Source organism: Verrucosispora sp. WMMD1129, assembly GCF_029581255.1.
Lineage (GTDB): Bacteria > Actinomycetota > Actinomycetes > Mycobacteriales > Micromonosporaceae > Micromonospora > Micromonospora sediminimaris.
Map to the genome: position 1 here is coordinate 6,532,680 of NZ_CP120741.1, position 21,191 is coordinate 6,553,870.

The following is a 21,191-nucleotide window of genomic DNA, read 5'->3' on the forward strand; positions in this document are numbered from 1 at the left end:
GGGCGCGGCCGGAGACGAGTCGCTGCTGCCCCCTGCGGGCGTCCCGGGCCGAGGGGAATCGGGCAGGTTGAGCAGGCGGCGGCACCCCAATTGACCATCTAAACTGCGTCAGCTCCTCCCACCGGGGCAGACGAACCGCGTCCCCCGGGTCCGGATGGACACAGTGGATGGAGAGCGAGCCCCTGGGTGCCAGGGTCGTAGCGCAGTCGAAGAGGAGGCCGAATGGCCGTGATGTCGGTCGAGTCGGAGTTGTTGCTGCTGCTTGGCAGGCAACATGTCGCGGACCCGCAGCTGGCTCGCGTGCGCGAGATCCTTGCCCAGGACGCGCCGGGGCTGGACTGGGGGCAGTTCGCCGCTCAGGCGGCGCGCCACCGCGTCGCCGCTCTCGTAGGTTGGCACGGGTGGCGCTTCCTGACCGACAAGACGGTGACCGGTCTCGACCCCGCCGTCATGATGCTGCTGTACGCCACCTACCGCGACACCCGGCGGACCAACGAGGTCATGTTGCGCGAGATCCAGGCGATCAGCGACGCCGCCGTCACGCAGGGCGTCACCGTCCTGCTGCGCAAGGGCGGCCATCTGGCCTTCTCGGCATACCAGGAGCCGGGCCTGCGGCCGATGGGCGACCTGGACGTCCTCGTCGTCCGAGAGCAGGCGCCGGCACTTGTCGAGGTGCTTGAGCAGCTGGGCTATGTGGAGGGCCACCCGTCGGTGAACGGGATCGTCCCGCTCAGCAAGCGGGAGCGTGCCTTCTGGCGTCTTTACGGCAGCGACCTGCCCAAGTTGAACAAGCTGACCGGTGAGATCGACTGCCCGATCGTCAGCGTCGACGTCAACGTGTCGCTGGCCCTGCCGGGCAAGGGCTACGACGTCCCGGTCAGCGCCGTCGTGGCACACGCCCAGCACCACCGGTACGGTGCTGCCTCGTTCCTCGTGCCGTCCGCCGAGGACGCGGTCGTCGATCTGGCCGCCCACATCTACAAGACGTCGACGACCCTCAGGTTCATGACCCGTGGCGGCAAGCATCGCCGGCTGATCAAGTATGTGGACATCGCCGAGTTGGTGCGTTCGGCCGGTCCGGACTTCTCGTGGGACCTGCTGCTCGCACGCGTCGACGAGTACCGCGTCGCTGAGCCCGTGTACTACGGGCTCGCCCACCTCAACATGCTCTTTCCGGACACCGTCGCGGCGGACACCCTCGCGGCGCTCCGGCAGCGATGCAGCGCGCCGGACCAACTGCTCACCCAGTACGGCCAGTGGGATCTGGCCGAGCCTCGGGTGTGGCAGCAGGACTTCCTCAGCCGGTTCTTCGACCCGGCCACCGACCGTGAACTGCCCGCCTCGAAGTCGCTCGTCTGAAAGCGGGACGGAGGCGCCTGAGCACACCGGCTCAGGCGCCTCCTACCGACTAGTCGTCACTGGCAGGCGTTGGGGCCGCCGACGATGTCGTCCAGCTCCTCGTCAGCCATCTCGCGGATGTCGACGGCCTCGAACTCGACCTCGGTCATGTGGTTTCACCCCCTTCCAGGGTCGCCGATTGGCGTGTTCCTCCACCACGGCGGTCGATCCAGGAGTAGGAGGTGGAAGTGGTCGATTTCCACCGGTAGCTCCAGAGCGGATCGATGACACCGATGGAGCGTGGAGGCCACAGGATATCTCCGAAATGTCGGCAAAGACGCCGTCCGATGGTGTTCAACCAACAGCCGGTGGCGGTCGTCATCGTGACTCCAGGTCGGCCTTGACCGCCCGTAGGAATGCCGCCGCCGACCGGCCGTTGATAAACCGATGGTCGTATGCGAGACCGAGATGGAAATACTCGCTTGTCGTGACGGATCCGTCGCCCTGAAGTGTCAACTCACGCTGCATCGAGGCAAGCGACAACGCGCAGGTGTGCTCCGGGAAGATGAGCGGCTGCGCGTGGACGATGTCGGCGTCCGTGTGGATCGTGAGCGCGATGTTGGATCCGGTTAGATCCGCTTCGGCGAACCCGCCACGTACCGCGGCATGCCGGAACCGCAGCAGATCGGCCGCGATGTCCCGCAGCGGTCGGGTGTCGGCGTCGGCGACGACCGGCAGGTAGAGGCCCGTCCCGACGTCGATCGTGACACCGACGTGGGCACCGGGCTGTACGGTCGCCGCCTCGTCGTCCACCGGACGTGCGAAACACAGGGGGAACTCGGCCCGCCGCGCCGCGATCGCTTCGACGACAAGCTCCGCAACGCCGAGGTAGCCGATGGACGCCGCCTGCTCACGCAGGCGTCGTCCGAGCCGGTCGGCGACAACCTTCGCCACGGTGTAGGCGGCGGGGATCTCCCGGTGTGCGGCGGACACGGTGCGGGCGATCCGTCGCTGGGCGGGTGTGATGGTCACCCGGTCGGCCGCGTCCGGCGCCGGCTGCCCGGCGACGAGCCGTTCGATGTCCGACCGGGAGACGACCTGCTTACCGATCGAACGTATCGCCGCGTCGGTGAGGCCATGTCGGGCCATGAGCTGCCGAGCCGGTTCGGTGACGGTGAACGCGACCGGATCGGTGCCGGCGGCCACCGATCGGGCACCGGGAGCATCGGTGTCCGCCCGCGACCGCTGCGGATGGTCGCCTCCGGCGACGGTGGCGACCAACTGCCCGGGGCGGCAGGTGGCGGGTGCGTCCAACCGGTGCCACAGCATTCCGGCGACGTCCGTGACCAGTTCGTGTGCTGCCTTGGACGTCTCCACGAGAGCCACCGCGGTCCCCACGCCGACCGGTGCGCCGTCCCCGACCAGCCATTCGAGGAGCGTGTACTCGTCGTCGGTCGCATTGAGCCGGGGCAGGCGGAGGTCACCCACGGGCCACCGCCGTCACCGTGGCGCGGATATCGTCGGCCTGCACCAGCACCGCACGCTCCAGATGAGCGGCGGCAGGGATGGTGCCCGACGGCGCGTGGAGCAGTCGGACGGGCCCGGACAGCAGGTGCCACATCCGCTGGTGGATGGCTTGGGCGACCTCGGCTCCCCAAACCCCGCCGGCCACCGCGTCCTCGACGACCACCACCCGCCGCGCCCGGCCGACGAGCGGGGCCAGCGGTGCCGGGTCGAACGGGTAGAGCCGGGACGGCACCACCGCCCGCACCGCTGTCTCGTCACCGAGATAGGCGTCGCGCATCGCACCGAGGACCCGGTCGGTGAGGCCGCCCGGCGCGATCACGACGACGTCGACCGGATCCACGTCGCGAATGCCCAGCACCGCGAAGTCGCAGGAGCCACCGATCAACTCACGGTGGAACATCTCGTCGCCGGTGGCTGCGCCGAACCGCCGCCGGCCGTAGAGCACCTTGTCCTCGAAGTACAGCGCGGGAGCGGCGGAGTCGAGGATCTGGGCGAGTGTCGCGTACCCGTCGTGCACCGGGCTCATCTCGTACAGGGCGAGATTGGGGATCCCCAGGAAATGCTTCTGGAGGCTCTGGCTGTGGGTGGGACCGTAGCCTCGGTTGCCGCCGGTCGGGCAGCGGATCACCAGTGGCATCCGCACCTGCTCGCCGTACATGCTGACCACCTTGCCGGCGAGATTCGCGATCTGGTCGAAGCACAGGGTGGCGAAGTCGGAGAACATGATCTCCACCACCGCTTCCCGGCCCCGCAGGGCCAGGCCCACCGCGAAACCGACGATCGCCTGCTCGCTGATCGGCGTGGTGAGTACCCGGTCGGGATGCTCGGTGGAGAGCCGCCGGGTGACACCGAAGGCTCCGCCGTACGGGTCGGCCACGTCCGCACCGATCAGGTAGAGATCCGGCCGCCTCGTGAGCAGGGCGGCCAGCGCACGGTTGAGGTGCGCACCGACCCGCTCCGTGCGCCGGTCATCCATGACCGGCACCGATCAGCGGCCGGGCCAGTACCTCGTCGACCACGTCGCGGATCCTGGCGGTCGCGACGGCGTCGAGCCGGTCGACCTGCTCGGGAAAGGCCGCGCGGCACCGTGCGTACCAGTCGCGTCCGGCGACGGCGTCGAGCTGCGCCGGGGTACGGGTGTCGTCGCCCTTGCTGTGCGGTCCCAGCCGTACCGTCTCGAACTCGACCACCAGCGGGGCGCCGTCGTGGCGGACCTCGGCGACGAGCGGCGCGAGGGTGGTCCGTATGCGGTGAACGTCGACATCGACCAGCTTGACGTGCCGGATGCCGAACCCGGCGCAGCGCCCGGCGACGGTCCCGGCCATCTGGGCGTGGGTCGGAGTGGACTGGGCGATCCCGTTGTGCTCCACGATGACGACCAGCGGTGCCCGCCAGAGCGCGGCGAGGTTGAGCGCCTCGTACACCACGCCCTGCCCCCAGGTGCCGTCGCCGATGTAGGCGACCGAGACCGCCCCTGCGCCGGTGCGACGCAGGTCGAAGGCGGCACCCGCCGCGACGGGTACCAGCTGCCCCTGGATCCCCGTGGAGATGAAACCGGCCCGGCGGATGTGCTGCGAGCCGCCCATCCCGCCGCACACCGCACCTACCCGGCCGGCCAGCTCGGCGAGCAGGCCGGCCGGGTCGTCGTACCTGGCCAGGTAGTGCCCGTGTCCGCGATGGTTGCTGAACACCTCGTCGTCCGGCCGGAGCAGGGACTCGACGGCCACCGGGATGTACTCCTGCCCCAGACAGGTGTGGGTGGTGCCGCTGATGAGTCCGCGGCCGAGCAGGTCGAGTACCGCGTACTCGAAGCGGCGGATCGACAGCATCGCCCCGAGGTCGGCGTCGGCGGGCGGGCACATCGGCGGGCACTCAGGCATGGGCGACGCGCTCCCCGCCGGTGAGGTCCCGGGCGCGCGCGGCGAGGCCCGCGCGATCGATCTTGCCGTTCGCGTTGTGGGGCAGCGCCTCGACGTGCTGGCACAGCCTCGGCACCAGGTAGCCCGGCACGAGCGAGGCCATCGGGCCGCGGACGTCCAGGCCGGGCGCACCGACGTAGAACACCGCCAGTTCGGTTCGCCCGGCGGCCTCGTACGCCACCGCGACGGCCCGCTGCACACCGGGCAACTGCTCGACGTGCCACTCGACCTCGTCCAACTCGACCCGATAGCCGCGCAGCTTCACCTGGCGGTCCATCCGGCCGAGGTAGGCGAGTTCGGCACCGGCGAGCTGCCGGACCCGGTCGCCGGTGCGGTACCAGCGCCGGCCGTCGCCGGTGTGGAAGCGGCCCTGATCGTCGGCGGGGTCGAGGTAGCCGGGGAACATCTGCGTTCCGGTCACGCACAGCTCACCTTCGACGCCGTCGACCCCGTCCTCGATGATCCGGTACCGCAGATGCGGGTACAGCGGGCCGATCGGGACGACACCGTGCACGGCGAGGTCGGCGGAGTCGGCGCTGAGCCGATGCGCCGAACAGGCGATGGTCAGCTCGGTCGGGCCGTAAAGGTTCTCCACGGTGGACCCGGGTGCCGCCCGCTGCCAGTCCAGGGCGTCGGTCAGGCGCAATGCCTCACCGCAGAACAGGCTCCACCGCAGCGTCGGCATCGCACCGGGGGCCAGCCCGCCCCGGCGCCGTACCACGGCGATGGCACTCGGCACGGAGAACCAGAGCGACACCCGCTCGGCGGCCAGGAAGTCCGGTAGCGCGGCGAACACCTGTGGTGGAGTGGACACCACCGTCGCGCCCGCGCCCCAGGCCATGAACAGGTCGAACATCGCCAGGTCGAAGGTCTGGTCGAAGGTCTGCGAGCAAACGTCGTCCGGGCCGATGTCGTACCGCTTGAGGTTGTACCGCAGGAAGCTGTCCATGTTCGCGTGCGTGATCGGGGCGCCCTTGGGCTGGCCGGTGGAACCCGAGGTGAACAGCACATAGGCCGCGTCGTCGTACGCCGCTTCGGGCAGGGTGGGCAGTGGCGTCGCGGCCGGCGCCGCCACCCGAAGGCCGGGCAGGGCGTCGACGAGGTGCGGCAGGGCCGCCACCGACCGGTCGGCGATCACGGTGTCGACACCGGCGATCGCCGCCATCCGGCAGGTCCGGGCCACCGGGAAGGCCGGGCTGAGCGGCACCGCCGTGGCACCGGCGTAGAGCGTGGCGAGAAGCCCCGCGTACGACTCGATGCTGCGCGCCGCGAGGATGCCGACGGTCCGGGCACCGTTGGCGGTCAGGTCACCGGCCCAGCGTCGGGCCACGTCGTCCAGCTGGGTGTAGGTCCACTCCTGACTGCCGATCCGCAGCGCGACGCGGTCGGGTGCCGTCGCCAGGCCGGCGGTGAACCACTCGTGCAGGAGCCGTCGCGGTAGCTGGCCGGTCACCAGGCGACCGCTTCCTCGGTGAACAGGCCCATCCGACCGAAGAACCGGGTGGTCTTGCGCATCACAGCCCGGTGGAACTCCTGACGGTAGGGGTCGCCGATCACCTCGGACCGGATGCGCCTGGCACCGTCGAGGCCCGCGTCGGCGTACACCGCCGGGTTGTAGAAGGCCCGCAGGCACGAGGTGATGTAGCGCGACAGATACGTCGCGGCTCTCTCGACCTCCTCCGGTGTCGCGTTCCGGGTGGCTTCGTCGTACAGCGCCCACATCATCTGCCGGCCGAACGCGATGTGTCTCGACTCGTCCTGGTGATGGACGGCGTTGATCCGCTGCGCGATCTCCGGAAGCCGGGTGTCCGTCGCCATCTTCGCGTTGAAGTAGTCGCACAGTTCCTCGGCGATGAGAATGCGACCGAAGACCATGACGTCGCGGATCGCGTCGTTGCCCTCGGCGGCCTGTCCGACGACACGTTTGGTGCCGTAGACCCTGCCCCCGTACCGGTTGCAGAACTGGGCGAAGAACCACATGTGCTCGTTCTCTTCATGAATGAAGTCGTGGAAGAACTCCGACAGCCCCGGGTAGCGCGTGTCGTAGATCCGTCCGGCCACCTCACCGATCAGGTCCCGGATGAGGTGAACGTTGAGGCTGAAGAAGTTGACCGCCTCGGCCTGGGTCAGGCGCAGCCGATCGGTCTCCGACAGGCGGTCCCACACCGGGGTGCCGTAACACGTGGTCAGCTCCGGGCTCATCCAGTGTTGGTCGGTCGGCAGTTCGCTCGGCCAGTCGAAGACGTCGAAGACGTGGTAACGCTGGTCGCGCGACTGGTCACTCAACTTGGCGGCGACGGTGGCGAGCCGGGCCCAGGTTGGCCCCAGCTGTCCCTCCTCGGCAGGGCCGCTGATGGCATTACCTTCGTTCATCAGAGGTCCCCTTCCGGGAACGCTTTGGCCGCTTGTCCCTTGAGGACTGATATGAGACGGCGTCCCGGGAGGGTGGCCTTGGAGGCCCGACGCCCACAAGGGTGTCGTCCCGCGAGGACTGGTCCATCAGCACGGCGCCGCGCCTTCGGTCTGTACGCACAGTCACGATGTGAAGGGGTGGTGCGATGCTGGGGGTCGGTATCGACTGGGCGGAGGAGTTCCATCTGGTCGCGGTGGGCCGTCCGGGTGAGGGTGTGGTCGAGGTGGCCCGGGTGGAACACACTCCGGCTGCGGTGGCGGCGCTGGTGGCGCGGATCGCCGGGTTGGAGCCGGACCCGGCCGAGGTGCGGGTGGTCATCGAGACCCGGCATGGGCTGCTGGTCGAGGCCCTGGTCGACGCCGGGTACACGGTGTTGCCGGTCAACCCGGACCTGGTGGCCCGCCGGCGTGGGCCGGCGCGTAAGAAGGACGACGCCGAGGATGCGCGGATCGCCTGCCTGCTCGCGTTGGACCAGTACAGCGATCTGCGGGCCTTGATCCCGCACGGGGAACTGGCCGGAGAACTGCGCGCTATCGCCCGCGACGACATCCGGGCCTGCCGTGACGAACGCAGGTTGCTCAACCGGCTGCGCGCCGACCTGGCCGCGGTGTTTCCGGCCGCGCTGGCCATCGCCGGTGACGATCTGGGGAGCCCGGTGGTGCTCAAGCTGCTGCAACGCTGGCCCACCGCCGACGAGTTGGCCGCCGCCAGCCACGACGAGGTCGAGGCCCTCGCCCGGGCGGCCAAGCATGGTTGGCCGCACCGGCTCGCCGACCGGGTCACCCAGGCCCTGACCGGTGATCACTTCCAGCCCCGCGACTACCTCATCCGCGCCAAGGCCGACACCATCCGGCTGGCCTGCGCCCAGTTGTTGCTGCTGCGCGAGCAACGCCGCAGCTGGCACCGACGCATGGGCGAACTGCTGCTGGGCGACCGGCGTCGAGGACGCGCCAAACAGCCCGGTGATAACCGGGGGCCGGCGGTTCCTGGCGGCGAGATCTACCTCAGCTTTCCAGGGCTCGGAGATCGACTCGCCACCAGGATCGCCGGTGAAATCGGCGACGCGATCGGACAGTTCGACACACCGAACGCGCTGCAATGCTACGCCGGCAAGGCCCCGGTCACCCGCCGCTCCGGCAAGAGCGAGCTCGTCGTCGCGTCCCGGCTGGCCTGCAACCGCTACCTCGCCGACGCCGTACAGCAGTGGGCCTTCACCAGCCTGCGCACCTCCGGCTGGGCCCGGGAGTTCTACGACACGCAACGTAGTCGAGGAAGAAAGCACCACGCCGCACTGCGAGCGCTGGGCAACCGCTGGCTGGAGGTCCTGTGGCACTGCCTGACCAAGAACACCCCCTACGACGAGAACGTCCACGTCGCCAACCGCAACCGCGCACTCGGCCGGGTCAACCAGCCCTCGAAACTCGCTGCTTGACCCGGAGGTTGACAAAGGGTGTCTCATACCAGACCCCTGACCGCGGCCCAGATGGTGCCCGGCGTCGCGAACACCTCTGGCCGCAGCAGCCCGGGCGGGAGTTCGATGTCGAACTCGGTCTCCAGATTGACGATCAGCTCGACCACCTCCAGCGAGTCGACCCCCAGGTCGGACAGGCCGCGGTCGGGGTCGAGTGGCGTGTCGGCGCCGAGCAGCCGACTACGCTGCCGGATGAGCGATTCGAAGGCGGGTGGCCAGTCCACCATGTCAATCTCCTGTCTCGACGTAGGTGGGAAACTTCGCGGCAACCGGCTGACCGGCATGGGTCACGAGGTCACGTCGTCGGGCGCCGACGCGGCCGAGGACGGTGCCGAGCGACGAGGTCCGCTGCCATCCCGGTCCGGCGATGCCCCAGTGCCGCAGCGCGTCCACGAGCACCGGGTCGACGGGAACCCAGACCCCGTCCAGGTGGAACTCGGCCCACGAGTGTGACGCGGAGATGGGCGGGGTCAGTGACCTGCCGTGGGAGAACCGCGCCGCCAGCCCGCGACGGCGGGCCTCCTCGACCAGCAAGTGGGCCACGCCGACGCAGTCCCCGACGCCGGTGGCCCGGACGAAACTGGCATCGGCGCGCAGCGTCTCGGGGAGCCAGAGAAACCGGATGTGCCGGGTCTCGTCCAGCAGGCCGAGCAGCGCGGCCGGCAGCTCGGGCCACCGGCGTGGCCGGTCGAACGTCACCGAGTGCAGGACGGCGCCGTCCTGCGGCACCGCGCCTGTCTCGTGCCAGTCGTCCTCCGGCACCGCGAGGCGGTACCGGCACGGCCCGGCATGGCCGGGCTCCGGGCACCGTGCCACGTAGTCCATCCGGTAACGGGTGACGGCGGCGGGGCGCTCCAGCTCCCGGATCCACCAGGCCAGCACCCTACGCTCGCGGGACCGCGCGAACAGGTGAACCGCGACGTTGCGCAGGTCGGTGGCGTCGAACCGGCTGCCGTCCGGACCGGACGTCGAGGGTAGGCCAGCGGCGGCGAGGAAGGCGGTCGTGGGCTCGTCGATCTCGTACCTGGCGGCGGCGGTGGCGGCGTCGACCTCGAACCGCCGGTGTCTGTCCGGCACGCGCAGGATCAGCGCCAGCAGGTCGTCGAGCGCCCCGGCGTCGAGGCCCTGCGGCGCGGTCACGGCGCAACCCCTACGAGCCGTCGGTACGGGCCGTCCTCGGCGAGGAGGCTCTCGTGCCGGCCGCGTTGGACGATCCTGCCGTCGCTCATCACCAGGATCTGGTCGGCGGCTTCCGGGTGGGACAGCCGGTGCGCGACGACCACCAGGGTGCGGCCCGTTCCGCGCAGGTTGGTCACGATCCGGTCCTCCGTGAGCCGGTCGAGGGCGCTTGTCGCCTCGTCGAGGATGAGCAGGTCACAACCGCGGACCAGGGCCCGGGCCAGCGAGATGCGTTGGATCTGACCACCCGACAGGCCTGCCCCGGCGGCGCCGAGCAGCGTCTCGTACCGCATCGGCATCGCGTCGATGTCGTCGTGGACCTCGGCCAGCCGCGCCGCCGCGATGACGTCGTCGAGAGTGCACTCCGGCCGGCCCAACGCGATGTTCTCCCGGATGGTGCCGGCGAACAGCCGGGCGTCCTGGCGTACGTAGGCCATCGACCGCCGCACGGCAGGTCGGTCGAGCTGCTCGAACGGCCTCCCGTCGAGCTGGACCGTGCCGGCGCTGGGCAGGTAGAGCCCGGCCAGCAGCATGGCCAGCGTCGACTTGCCGGAGCCGGACGCACCGACGACGAGGGTGAACTGACCGGGCACGATCTCGAAGTCGATGTCGGCCACCGCCGGTGTCCTGGTGCCGGGGTAGGCGAACCGGACCGCGTCGAGTCGGACCGCGCCGGTGACCCGGGCCGGCACCACCGCGTCCGGACCGGCCTCGGGGCGAGCGTCGAGGATGTCGGCCAGCCGGGTCAACGTCGCCCGTAGCCCGGCGACCTGCAGGCCGGTCTGGGTGAGACTGGCCAGCGGCACGAACATGCCCATGGCCAGGGCGGAGAAGCCCACCACCCGGGACAGTGAGATCTCGCCCCGATCGAGCAGGACCAGACCGGCGGCGAGCACCGTGAGGGGCGCCAGGAACTGGATCGCCGTGCTGGCGGCCTCGCAGACGGCGAGGAACCGCCGGCTGCTGGTCCTGGCATTCACCTCGGCGGCGAAGGTGTGGCTCCAGTTCTCGGCCGCCGCACCCTCCAGCCCGGACGCCTTGAGCGTCGGCACGCCGTCGAGCAGCTGGAACAGCTCAGTCTGTGCCCTCGCCTGCGCCTCCAGCAGGGCGGCGGTGAGGTACTCCTGCCGGCGCCAGCTGACGGCGAGCACACCGACCTGGACGACGGCGAGAGCGAGCACCAGCGTGCCGAGGCGCGGGTCGGCGATGACGACGAGCCAGCCGTACACCAGCACCAGCACGCCGTCGAGCACGGCCGACAGCGCACTCCCGGTCAGCACCTGACGGACCGCGTTGCTGGTACGGACCCGGATCGCGAGGTCGCCGGTGTGGCGGCGGGCGAAGTAGTCGAAGGGCAGGGACACGAGATGCTGGACCGTTCCCAGGGTCACCGACTTGTCGGCGAGAGTCTGGATGGACAGCAACGCCATCCGCCGGGCGGTCTGCATCCAGAAGTACATCGCGAACAGCACCAGCGGCGCGGCGACGAAAAGCCAGACGCTGGCCGGTTCGCCGGGCCGGCTGGCCCAGTCCACGACATAGGAGGAGGCGATCGGCACGACCAGGCTGCACAGGGTCAAAGCGACCGAGGTCAGGACCAGGGGCAACCAGGCGCTGGTGCGGGGGAAGAACCTGGTCGCGTAGGGCATGCGAGCGGCGCCGAGGGCGTGGCGGCCGGCTGCGCGCCTCGGATCCGCGCCGCCGATCGGCGGGTGGAACTCCAACGCCACCCCGGTGAACGCCTTGCCGGCCTCCGCCAGGCTGACCTTGCGCCGCCCGAAGGACGGATCGACGACGTATATGTGGCTGTCGGTCACCCGCTCCAGCACGACGAAGTGGACGAAGTTCCAGAACAGGATGGTGGCCGGGGGAAGGTTACGTAGCCCGCCGATGGAGACGCGGACACCGCGGGCGACGAGGCCGCGACGCCGGGCGGCGGCCAGCATCGAACGGGCCGCGACCCCGTCCCGGCCGGTGTTGGTCTCCGTCCGGAGGGCATCGAGCGGCACCGGCTGACCGAAGTAGGCGAGGACCATCGCCAGGGCGGCGGCCCCGCAGTCGCTCATCTGGGACTGGAGCACGACTGGTACGCGGTTGCGCCGATGCGCCAGCGCCGCCCGCAGGTGTCGCCACCGCAGGTCGCGCAGGAAGCCCAGCCCTGGTCGGGCCCGCCAGCGCAGGTCCACCGGCTCTCCGGTCTCCCGGGTGAGGCCGTAGTTGCGTACCGCCTCGCGCCGGAAGCGTTGGCGCCGGTTGGTGAATTCGGTTGGCGGTGGGGTGGGCTGCTCCACCTGCCCACGCTCGTCCAGCGTGCTCATCCGCCGCTGCCCGAGTCGACCCGGACCACCTGCGCGGTGATGGCCGCCGCAGCGGGGGAGAGCAGGAACTCCACCGAGCGCGCCACGTCGCCGGGGGTGGCGTCTCGGTCGAGCATGTTGCGACGGTGGATCGCGGCTCGCACGTCGTCCGCGATCGCGGTGGTCATCGCGGTGTCGATGAAGCCGGGAGCGACACAGTTCACCGTGATGCCCCGGCGGCCGACCTCGGCGGCGAGCACCCTGGAGAACCCTTCGAGAGCACACTTGGTGGCGGTGTAGGCGCCGAGTCCGCGGAAGGTCCGGTGGGCCGCGATCGACGAGATGTTGACGATGCGTCCACCACTGCCGTACATCGCCTTGACCGCGGCCTGGCACAGGGACATGGGCACCTCGACGTTCAGCTGCCACATCCGGCTCACGTCGGCGCTGGCGGTGGCCACGTGCAGCGCCCCGGTCGCCACCCCCGCGTTGTTGACGAGGCCGTGCAGGTCGGCGCAGCCCCGGATCCGGGTGGCCACCGCGACCCGGTCGTCGCCGCGGGTGAGGTCGGCGGGGAGGAAGGTCAGGGCAGCACCGACGGTGTCCCGCAGGCTCGCGAGTTCGCCGGACAGGGTGCGCGACACGGCGACGACCCGGTATCCGGCGGTGAGCAGCTGGCGGGTGACCGCCAGGCCGATGCCGCGCGACCCGCCGGTGACGAACACCGTCCCGCTCGTCTCATCCACCACGGGCCGCCTTGCCGGAGGTGGCCACCGCGAGCTGGTCGACCACGGCGAACCGTCGCGGCTGTTCCGGCGGGGAGAGCACCCGGCGGGCGTACGCCCTGACCCGCTGGACGACCACGTCGGGGTCGTTTTCGGACCGGGTGACGATGTCCACGCCGACAACGGCGCCGAGCACGCTGCTGCGGACCGCGTACACCCGGGCCGCGGCGACGTCCGGGTGCTCCTGCAACAGCCGGGCCACGTGACCCGGCAGGACCTTCGTGCCGCCCACGTTTATGACATCGCCCTGCCGGCCGAGGATGTGGACCCGCTCGTCGTGGACGGCAGCAAGGTCGCCGGTCGGCAGGTACGGCGCACCCGGCCCGGACGACACCAGGAGTTCGCCGTCGCGGATCGCCAACGCCTTACCCTCCGGCCCGTACCCGTCGAGGACCGAGCAGGGCAGGCCGGGAAGCCCGTCGGTGACGGTGGCGATGCGGCCGAGTTCGGTGCTGGCGTAGATCTGCAGCACGCGGCGTGGGGTGAAGGCGGCCCGGATCAGGCGCAGCAAGCTCGCGTCCACCGGTTCGCCGCCCATCGAGACGGTGTCTATCCGGGGTCGGGCGCTCTCGGTGCCCAGGTGCAGCGCTGCCATCCGCCAGAACGAGGGGGTGCCGGCGACGACGTCATAGTGCGCGGATGCGCGGGTGGCGAACTCGGTGGGGGTGAGGAAGTCGACGTGGGCGGCCCGGCCGAGCGCCTGGCTCACGGCGGCCACCGCGGCGTACGTGGACGGGTTGTAGCCGACTCCCCACCGCTCGCCGCCAGCCGCGTCGAGCCAGTCGGCACCGCGGCTCAGCTCGTGCCAGCTCCAGTGGGTCGGGGTGGGGGTGCCGGTGGTCCCCGACGAGAATATCCACACTCCGGCCGGCCGGCCGCCGGGCTCGCCGTCGGCCTCGGTGGTGCGCCGGATCCGCTCCTCGCCGACGTCGAGCAGGGCCTGCGGCCGGAGGTGAGCCAACGCCGGCGCGGCAGTGGTCGGGCCCACCAGGACGACGGACACGTCGAGCGGGCGCAGCGCGCGCAGCGCCACCACGAGGTCGGCTCCGGCGGTCACGTTTACCGCGAGGTGGCGTAGGCCGGCGGCGGCGACGGCGGCCCGCAGCCGCGCGACCCGCGAGCTGATCTGGTCATCACACAGCGACACGGGCACGGATCAGCCCGCCGCCGGTCGTAGGGCCTGGCAGAGGTCACCGAGCGTATCCATGCGGTCGACGGCCACGACGTCGAGCAGGATGCCCAGTTCCTGCTCGAACTCGATGATGAGTTCCGCCATCACGAGGCTGTCGATCCCCAGGTCGGCCAGGCGCATGGCGGCGGTATAGCGTGCCGCGGCATCGGTCGGTGGCACGGTGAGGACCCGGGTGGCCACCACGTCGAGGACCTTCTCGTCGATCGTCGTGTCCGAGTGGACGTTCTCCACCGGTCAACCAACTCCATCCCTGAGTAGCGCCTCGGGCCGGTCGCCGGAGGCGGAGTCGTGTCCGACCGAGATCCGTCCGGGCACCGCCAGGTATGGCCGGTGCGCGAGCGTGGCGCGGACCCGGTCGGCGAGATCGTCCGCCGTGACCGGGACGCCGCCGGCCCTGACCTCGGCGGCGACCCGCGATCCACCGTCGTCCGCGATCTCCACGGCGGCCGTGGCGCTGGTGACCTCGGGCTGCCTTTCGAGAGCCGCGGTGACCTCGGCCAGGTCGACGACCAGCAGCACCGCGCCGTCGGGTGCCCGCAGTGGCGCGAGAGCCGGTGCGCCGGCCGGGGCCGCGGCGACCCGGCCGGAGTCATCTCCGTCCAGTCGCGCCCGGAAGGCGGTGACGAACCTGGTGAAGCTCTCCTGCGACATGGTGCCGCCGTCGACGGTCAGCCGGATCCGCAGCCCGTCGGGACGCTCGTTGACGGCGATCCGCAGGCCGTCGGCGATCCGCTGGAAACCGGGGGTGTACGCGCCGCGTTCGATGGTGACCGGGGCACGACCTGACGGGTCGAGGCCGGCGGTGTCCTCAAGGTATGTCATCAGCAGCGTGCGGTGGACGGGATGCCCCAGCCGCCGTGCCGTTGCCGCCCACATCTCGTCCAGGACCTGCGGCGACACGTCCCGACGCGAGGTCGCCGCCAGTTGCTCCCGTCTGACCTGTACCAGCAGGTCGGCGGGCCGTGCCGGTCGGTCGAGCACGACCGGCACGGTGACGTCGAACATGCCGACGACGCCGCGCTCGGCGTGACGCCTGCCGTTCAGCCGCATCGAGACGGCGATCCGGTCCTGCGGCGTGACCAGGAAGACGGTGGCGGCGAACACGGCGAGCAGCCACTGGGCCGTGGTGAAGCCGGACTCCTGCCAGCGGTGGCGCAGCGCCTCCCATTCGGGGCCGACGACGGGCAGCAGTTCGGTCCGGGCGGTGGGCGTGGCCGGTCCACCGATGCCGGGAAGGAACTGGCAGCGAGGCGGGAGCCAGGGTGCGCGCCGTCGCCAGTACGCGGACACCGCCCGCGAGCGTCCGGTGGTGGCGGCAACTGCCCGGGAGGTCACCGCGGCGAGATAGTCGGCGTCCTTCGGCTCGGTGCCGGGCGGGCGACCGAAGTACGTGTCCCAAATCTCGCGCACGACGGTCATCCGGGCGGTGGCGTCGACGGCGAGGGCGGAGAACACCCCGATCGCCGCGTGCAGCGTCGGTGAGAAACGCAGGAGTCGGATGATGAACGGGTACTCGACCGCCAGATCGAAGGTGTGCCTGAGATCGGTCGCCAGCACGGCGCGTACGTACCGGGTGAACTGTTCGGTGTCGTTCGCGGTGACCTGGGTCAGCGTGACGATCGGGTGCTGGTCCGGCATCGGGCGAACCCACTGGACCGGGGCGCCGTCCTGCGTCGTGACGCCGATCCGCAGCCCCGCGTGCCTGGCCACCGTCGACCGCACCGCATCGACGAATGCGGAAACGTCCAGCGGACCGTCGACCCGATAGGACATCCAGAGGGATGTCATGACCTCCGGCATTTCCTGGAGTGTGCGGTGAAGCGTGAGCTGACCCGGCAGCAATGGATAGAGCGCGCGGGTTTCTGAATGGACCGTGTCGGTTTCGGTATCGGCCGCAGTGGGGCGGGCTTGTCGAGACGACATCCGGTTCTCATCCCAACAATGGTCATCGACGGGGGCTGGCTGAAGATCGGCAGACTAACAATCACCCCGATATCGTCAAGGTGTCCGCACTTGAACGGGGGTCGGCGATCGGAGTGAGTCCACGATCGCGCGGATCCGTCGACGGTCGACTTTGCCGTGTGGGGTGAGCGGCAACGCGTCGAGCGTCACGCAGTGGACCGGCACCTTCGCCGGTTCGAGCCGGCCGGCCAACTCTCTCAGCACGTCGCTGGCTGGCCGGCCGGTGACCACCACGACGGTGAACGGGCCCCGCTCGTCCGGCGGAAGGGTGACGGCGCCGCCGACACCGGCGACGTCCATCGCCGCCGCCTCGATCTCGGCGGTACTCGACCGCACCCCGCGATGCGTGAAGACATCGTCGCGCCGGCCGTGCAGATACAGGTAGCCGTCCGCATCGAGGTGGCCGCGGTCGCCGGTGCGCAGTCGCCGTACCCCCGCGGTCAGCTGGAAGGCGGCGGCGCTCAGCCGCCGGTCGCGCCAGTAGCCGGACATGACGTTGCCACCCTCGACGACGACGTCACCGACGCTGCCCGGAGGCAGCGGACGCCCGCGACGGTCGACGACCCGTACCACGGTGCCGGGAATCGCGCGTCCGACCGAGCCGGGGCGCACCAGGTCGCCGTCCGGCTCCAGGATGGTGGCCCGTTTGCACTCGGTCAGCCCGTACATGTGCGTCAACGCGGCGCCGGGGAACGCGGCGCGCAGGCCGTCGGCGAGCTGCGCCGACATCCGGGCGCCGGTGCTCGTGAACAGCCGGACCGGCTGCGTTACCGGCGGCGGCTTTCGGGCCGCCAGCCGGAGCAGCGCGGTGGCGATCTCGGGCACCACGGGTACGACGGTGGCCTGGGAACTGGCTATCCGGTCCAGCAGAGCGATGCCCTCTCCCGCCCCGAGGATCTCCAACCGCGCGCCCGCAGCCGTGCTGAGCAGGATCTGGTAGAGCCCGTAGTCGAACGACGGCGGCACGCAGGAGAGCACCACGTCGTCCGGCCGATATGCCAGGACCTGCCCGATCGCCTCGGTCGCGAAGAGGATCCGTTCGTGCGGGCAGACCACACCCTTGGGCTGCGAACTGCTACCCGAGGTGTACATCAGGAGTGCCGGCGCCGCCGGCGCATCGTCGGCGACGCCTGGACGCGGATCGGCGACGGGCTGGTCGAGGGTGGTCAGGATCTGCCCGAACCGCTCCGCCGACCAGGTCGGGGCGGGGACGTCGACACTCGCCGGGTCGACCCCGATCACCAGGCCCGGGGCAATGTCCGCGAGGACCGCGCGAAGCTGGAACGGGCGCATCCCGGTCGACAGCGGCGCCAGCGTCAGGTCCGCGTACGCGGCGGCGAACAGGATCGCCGCGAAGCCGGCGCCGCCGGTTCGCACGGCGATCCGGTCACCCGGCCGCAGGCCCGCTGCCCGGAACAGGCTCGCGAGGTTGATGCTGCGTCGCCGGAGCTGTTGGTAGCTCCACCGGTGGAGCCGGTCGCCGACCGCGACGCGGTGTGGATGCCGTCGCGCGGCGGTGTCCAGCAGGGAGTTGATCCGCATGTCACCTGGTATCGGAGCAGGGTGCGACGAGACACGACGCTCGTGGCGTGGGGGACCGGGGCAGCTATTCGGCAAGCATCTCGCTGAACTGGTGCCACCCACCGGCACAGGCCTGGGCGACCGCGCGCAGCGGTTCGTGGCAGTGCGCGGGAACGGTCCCGGCGGCATCCGCGGACTGCGCGATGAACGTGAGCGTTGCCGTGAGCAGCCGGAGCAGGGCCTTGCCGTGGTCGGTGTACCGCAGCGAGGGGTCCTGGACGAGCCGCTCCAACCTCGGCCGGATGACGGCTTTGAGGTCCGCGGCTGTCGCCGGCAGCCGATCGGTGGATGTGGGTGCGGATGCCGGCGACTCGGGTGCCGTCTCGGCGGCGGTCACCTCGACCGCCGGGGCGGAAGCCTCGCCGAGCGCCTTACGCCGGACGTCGAACGCCGTGCCCACGGAGATGCCCGCCCGGCGCGCTATCTCGCGCAGGCTGACACCCGGCTCACGACGCACGATCTGCTCGGCCAACCGCCGGCCCGCCTCCGCCGACACCGGATGCCGGCGGCCGTCCCGGCCGATCCGGACGTTCAGCTGGTGACTGTTGTCGGTTGAACGTCGCCGCAGCGCGGCCACGGTCTTCGGGGCGACCCCGCACACGGACGCGATCCGGCGGTCGGACCACTGGGAGTGCGAGGCGAGGATCCGTTCGGCCGCGGTCAGTCGATCCCGAGTGCTCAGCGGCAGGCCGTGCGCGATGTTCAACTGCACCGCCGCGACGAAGGCGTCCGCGTCGGAGCCGTCGAAGTAGACCACCGGCACTCGCCTGTCGCCGCGCGCACGTGCCGCCCGCAGTCGATGCATGCCGTCCACCACCCGCAGCGAGGACCGCTGGACAACGATCGGCGGCACCACGTCGGTCAACTCCCCGAGCAGCCTGGTGTGGCTCGCGCTGATCCCGTCCAACCTCGGTGAGAAGCCCCCCCGAAGTGAACTGACATCGACCATTTCGACTTGCGAAACTGTATTCGATGCCTCACTCGACGTGTTGTCGAGCTCGGCGACCTGGCCGCTATCCGGTTGCCTCTTCATTTACACCCCGGTACCTGTTCTCCCCCGCATTGCACTTTGTCGAAGGTGCATCCGCGGCGCACATGGTACGACCGGGCGTGCATATTCAGCGCACATGACGTGTACATGCGAGACCTGCGAAGTGGTGGGGTCGACGGGGTGGCGGTGTGTGCGTTCAAGTCGCTCGTTGATCGGGGCTTGTGGATCACGGTAGTGCCGGGTAGGGTCCGAATCCCGAAGCCTCCAGCGTGTTATCGGGCCAGAAAAAGAGGCGGCGACAAGGCTGTGTGGTCCGTCTTCCCGTACGAGGTGGGCGGGATATCTGATGGCCCGAAAATCAGAACTGTCGACCGCGGATAAGGGCGATCTCCTAGATAGGTCATGGTGGTAGCAGCGATGACGACAGAGCAGGCGAACCTGCGAATACCCGGACCGGCTGAGCCGTTGTCGGTGATCCTGAAGCTCGTCGGCGACGCCTGCAACATCAACTGCTACTACTGCTACGAGAAGCGCAAGCCCTACGCCGGCTACGACAAGCTTCCCCTCGACGCCCTCGCGCGCCTGCTCGACATGGCCGGCGGCCGGCCACTGAGCCTGGAGTTGCACGGCGGCGAGCCGCTGCTGTACGGGATGGAGGCGACCTCCGACCTCCTGCGGCTTCTGCGGGGCTACCCGGGGAACATCTCCCTGAGCGTCCAGACGAACGCGACGATGCTGACGCCCGAGTGGTTCGATCTGTTTGCCGAGGAATGGCCCGAGATAGACATCGGCGTGTCCCTCGACGGTGATCCAGAGGCCAACCGCAACCGGGTCGACTATCGCGACCGGAGCACCTCCGAGCGCGTCCATGTGGCATTGGAAATGGCCGCCGCGCGTGGTCTCGCCGTGGGCCTGATATCGACCGTGACGAAGGACGTGTCCCGGCGCCCGGAGGAGACGCTCGACTTCGTTGCCGGGTTCGACGCGGTGAAGGCGCTGAAATTCTCTCCCTGCTTCGACTTCAACGTCATGCCGAAACGCATTCCGGTCGGTAACCGCGAGACGATGCTCCCCCTGCTGCCCAAGGGGGAGGAGCATGCCGGTTGGGCGATCACGCCACTCGAATTCTCCGCGTTCCTGGTCCGGGCGTACGACCACTGGCGCGGTTCCGGTCTGTTCCGGCGGTTCCTGCTGGAGCCTTTCACCAGCGTGATACGCGTACTCGCCGGCCGCGACACCCGTTTCTGTCACTTCGCCGAACAGAAATGCGCTTTCGTGCTGACCCTCTATCCGGACGGCCGCCTCGGCAGCTGTGACGAGTTGGGCGTACCCGACGGGCTGCTCGGCACCATTCACGACCTGCCGTCCCTCGACGTGGCCACCTCCCTCGTCACCAACCCGACGCTGCGCGACGGCCTCGACGAACTGCTCGACAAATGCGTGGGCTGTGGCTATCGGAGTACCTGCGGCGGCGGTTGCCTCGCCACGCGCATGCGCTACCGCAACAGCGCCTTCTACGAGGACTACTGCACCCATCGGATCGAGATCATTGACCACATCGCGGCGGATATCGCCAGAGAGCGAGTAGCCAGTGAGCACTGACCTCGCACTGCCAGAAGTCTGGCCGGGACTCGCCCACGAGTTGGCGACGCTACGCGAGCATCGCGTGGCACAGGTACGCACCGCCGCGGCCCGCCTCGACGGGCGGTTCGTCGTGCCACCGGCCCTCGATGCCCGGCAGTACGCCCTGATGCACCACTTCACGTACGCCATCACGGCGGCCGTGCGCGAGCGGCGCCTCGACGACGCACGTGACCTGGTCCAGCGTTGGGCAGCTGTGGATGCCGCGAGCGGCGTGCCGCTGCTGCCGGGCCATGACGTGCGGATCGTGGCGGCCGACAGTTGTGCGCGGTCCGACGACGACCGCTACGAGTCGCCGCTCTTCCTCGACCTGGAGTCGGACCGGCAGGCGGTGCCGTCGGCGCCGTGGTCGGCTGCCGGGGAGGCGATCAAACTCGCCGGCTTCGACCACTTCATCACGTCGGTGACCGGCGTCGTGGTCACCATGCAGCTACGCGCCGACCGCGACACCACCCAGAGCTACGCCCTGAAGGCACTGCCCGGCACGATCTTCATCGACGTCGTGCAGGACCCAGTCCGCCTTGGTGAACTGATCCTGCACGAGTCGGCACACACGTTGCTGAACGAGATCTTCGCGGCCTGCGGGGTCGAGCTGGATCCCGAGGCGCGCTGGTTCTCGCCGTGGAAACAGGCATACCGCCCGGCGTACGGCTTGCTGCACGCCGGCTTCGCCTTCGGGGTCCTCCAGAAGTACTTCGAGTACCACGCGGCAGCCGACGAACGGCCGTCCGCGTACGCCCGGATCCGAGCCGAGATTGGCTCGGAACAGTGGGACCTCGCGCGCGGATCAGTACGAGACGCCCTGACCGAGGTCCGCGATGAGCGGGTGGCGTCACTGCTGTGGAGCTTCGTCGCCTGAGGGCGTGCTCCCCAGCGCCGGACGCCGGCCGGTCCA

18 protein-coding genes are annotated in these 21,191 nt (G+C 70.1%); 4 read left to right on the forward strand and 14 right to left on the reverse strand.

Annotated elements, in window-relative coordinates; genetic code table 11:
• The first annotated feature begins 222 nt into the window (after positions 1–222).
• Positions 223–1,359, forward strand: coding sequence for a nucleotidyltransferase family protein (locus tag O7624_RS30225; protein WP_282238314.1), 1,137 nt, complete (start codon positions 223–225; stop codon positions 1,357–1,359).
• A gap of 357 nt (positions 1,360–1,716) precedes the next feature.
• On the opposite strand, the gene O7624_RS30230 is transcribed toward O7624_RS30225, so the two are convergent.
• The 5 genes from O7624_RS30230 to O7624_RS30250 are packed head-to-tail and all read right to left on the reverse strand — an operon-like array spanning position 1,717 to position 7,157.
• Positions 1,717–2,826, reverse strand: a complete 1,110-nt coding sequence (locus O7624_RS30230) for a 2-oxo acid dehydrogenase subunit E2 (RefSeq protein ID WP_282238315.1) — start codon at positions 2,824–2,826, stop codon at positions 1,717–1,719.
• Positions 2,819–3,841: a transketolase C-terminal domain-containing protein gene (locus tag O7624_RS30235; protein WP_282238316.1), complete on the reverse strand. Its 1,023-nt coding sequence runs from the start codon at positions 3,839–3,841 to the stop codon at positions 2,819–2,821. Before O7624_RS30235 ends, O7624_RS30230 begins: the two co-directional genes overlap by 8 nt.
• The gene (locus O7624_RS30240; protein ID WP_282238317.1) at positions 3,834–4,745 is read right to left on the reverse strand and encodes a thiamine pyrophosphate-dependent dehydrogenase E1 component subunit alpha; all 912 of its coding nucleotides are present in this window, start codon (positions 4,743–4,745) and stop codon (positions 3,834–3,836) included. Before O7624_RS30240 ends, O7624_RS30235 begins: the two co-directional genes overlap by 8 nt.
• Positions 4,738–6,237 (reverse strand): AMP-binding protein, encoded by a 1,500-nt coding sequence (locus O7624_RS30245; RefSeq protein WP_282238318.1) that lies wholly within the window; start codon positions 6,235–6,237, stop codon positions 4,738–4,740. Before O7624_RS30245 ends, O7624_RS30240 begins: the two co-directional genes overlap by 8 nt.
• The gene (locus tag O7624_RS30250; protein ID WP_282238319.1) at positions 6,234–7,157 is read right to left on the reverse strand and encodes a diiron oxygenase; all 924 of its coding nucleotides are present in this window, start codon (positions 7,155–7,157) and stop codon (positions 6,234–6,236) included. The genes O7624_RS30245 and O7624_RS30250 overlap by 4 nt, the downstream gene beginning before the upstream one ends.
• A gap of 185 nt (positions 7,158–7,342) precedes the next feature.
• Here O7624_RS30250 and O7624_RS30255 point away from each other — a divergent pair, with 185 nt between their 5' ends.
• The gene (locus O7624_RS30255) at positions 7,343–8,629 is read left to right on the forward strand and encodes a transposase (protein ID WP_282237774.1); all 1,287 of its coding nucleotides are present in this window, start codon (positions 7,343–7,345) and stop codon (positions 8,627–8,629) included.
• Positions 8,630–8,652: 23 nt separating this feature from the next.
• Here O7624_RS30255 and O7624_RS30260 read toward each other — a convergent pair whose 3' ends face one another.
• The 9 genes from O7624_RS30260 to O7624_RS30300 all read right to left on the reverse strand — a co-directional run bounded on the left by O7624_RS30260 (position 8,653) and on the right by O7624_RS30300 (position 18,571).
• On the reverse strand, positions 8,653–8,895 hold the full coding sequence (locus O7624_RS30260; RefSeq protein ID WP_093405757.1) for a phosphopantetheine-binding protein: 243 nt from the start codon (positions 8,893–8,895) through the stop codon (positions 8,653–8,655).
• 1 nt (position 8,896) lies between these two features.
• Positions 8,897–9,808 carry a transglutaminase domain-containing protein gene (locus tag O7624_RS30265; protein WP_282238320.1) on the reverse strand — a complete coding sequence of 304 codons (912 nt, stop codon included), beginning with the start codon at positions 9,806–9,808 and terminating at the stop codon, positions 8,897–8,899.
• Positions 9,805–12,165, reverse strand: a complete 2,361-nt coding sequence (locus O7624_RS30270; protein ID WP_282238321.1) for a peptidase domain-containing ABC transporter — start codon at positions 12,163–12,165, stop codon at positions 9,805–9,807. The genes O7624_RS30265 and O7624_RS30270 overlap by 4 nt, the downstream gene beginning before the upstream one ends.
• Positions 12,162–12,890, reverse strand: coding sequence for an SDR family oxidoreductase (locus tag O7624_RS30275; RefSeq protein WP_282238322.1), 729 nt, complete (start codon positions 12,888–12,890; stop codon positions 12,162–12,164). Before O7624_RS30275 ends, O7624_RS30270 begins: the two co-directional genes overlap by 4 nt.
• Positions 12,883–14,082 carry a class I adenylate-forming enzyme family protein gene (locus tag O7624_RS30280; RefSeq protein WP_282238323.1) on the reverse strand — a complete coding sequence of 400 codons (1,200 nt, stop codon included), beginning with the start codon at positions 14,080–14,082 and terminating at the stop codon, positions 12,883–12,885. Before O7624_RS30280 ends, O7624_RS30275 begins: the two co-directional genes overlap by 8 nt.
• Before the next feature lie 3 nt (positions 14,083–14,085).
• On the reverse strand, positions 14,086–14,352 hold the full coding sequence (locus O7624_RS30285; protein ID WP_093405745.1) for an acyl carrier protein: 267 nt from the start codon (positions 14,350–14,352) through the stop codon (positions 14,086–14,088).
• Between the two features lie 3 nt (positions 14,353–14,355).
• Positions 14,356–16,044, reverse strand: coding sequence for a condensation domain-containing protein (locus O7624_RS30290; RefSeq protein WP_282238324.1), 1,689 nt, complete (start codon positions 16,042–16,044; stop codon positions 14,356–14,358).
• A gap of 75 nt (positions 16,045–16,119) precedes the next feature.
• Entirely contained in the window at positions 16,120–17,625 is a 1,506-nt protein-coding gene (locus tag O7624_RS30295) for an AMP-binding protein (RefSeq protein ID WP_282238325.1), read from the reverse strand.
• Between the two features lie 64 nt (positions 17,626–17,689).
• The gene (locus O7624_RS30300) at positions 17,690–18,571 is read right to left on the reverse strand and encodes a ParB N-terminal domain-containing protein (RefSeq protein ID WP_282238326.1); all 882 of its coding nucleotides are present in this window, start codon (positions 18,569–18,571) and stop codon (positions 17,690–17,692) included.
• 501 nt (positions 18,572–19,072) lie between these two features.
• On the opposite strand from O7624_RS30300, the gene O7624_RS30305 reads away from it, so the two are divergent.
• Together O7624_RS30305 and O7624_RS30310 are read left to right on the forward strand one after the other, a co-directional pair.
• Positions 19,073–20,257 (forward strand): radical SAM protein, encoded by a 1,185-nt coding sequence (locus O7624_RS30305; protein ID WP_282238327.1) that lies wholly within the window; start codon positions 19,073–19,075, stop codon positions 20,255–20,257.
• Positions 20,247–21,155: an HEXXH motif-containing putative peptide modification protein gene (locus tag O7624_RS30310; protein WP_282238328.1), complete on the forward strand. Its 909-nt coding sequence runs from the start codon at positions 20,247–20,249 to the stop codon at positions 21,153–21,155. The genes O7624_RS30305 and O7624_RS30310 overlap by 11 nt, the downstream gene beginning before the upstream one ends.
• The last annotated feature ends 36 nt before the right edge of the window (positions 21,156–21,191 follow it).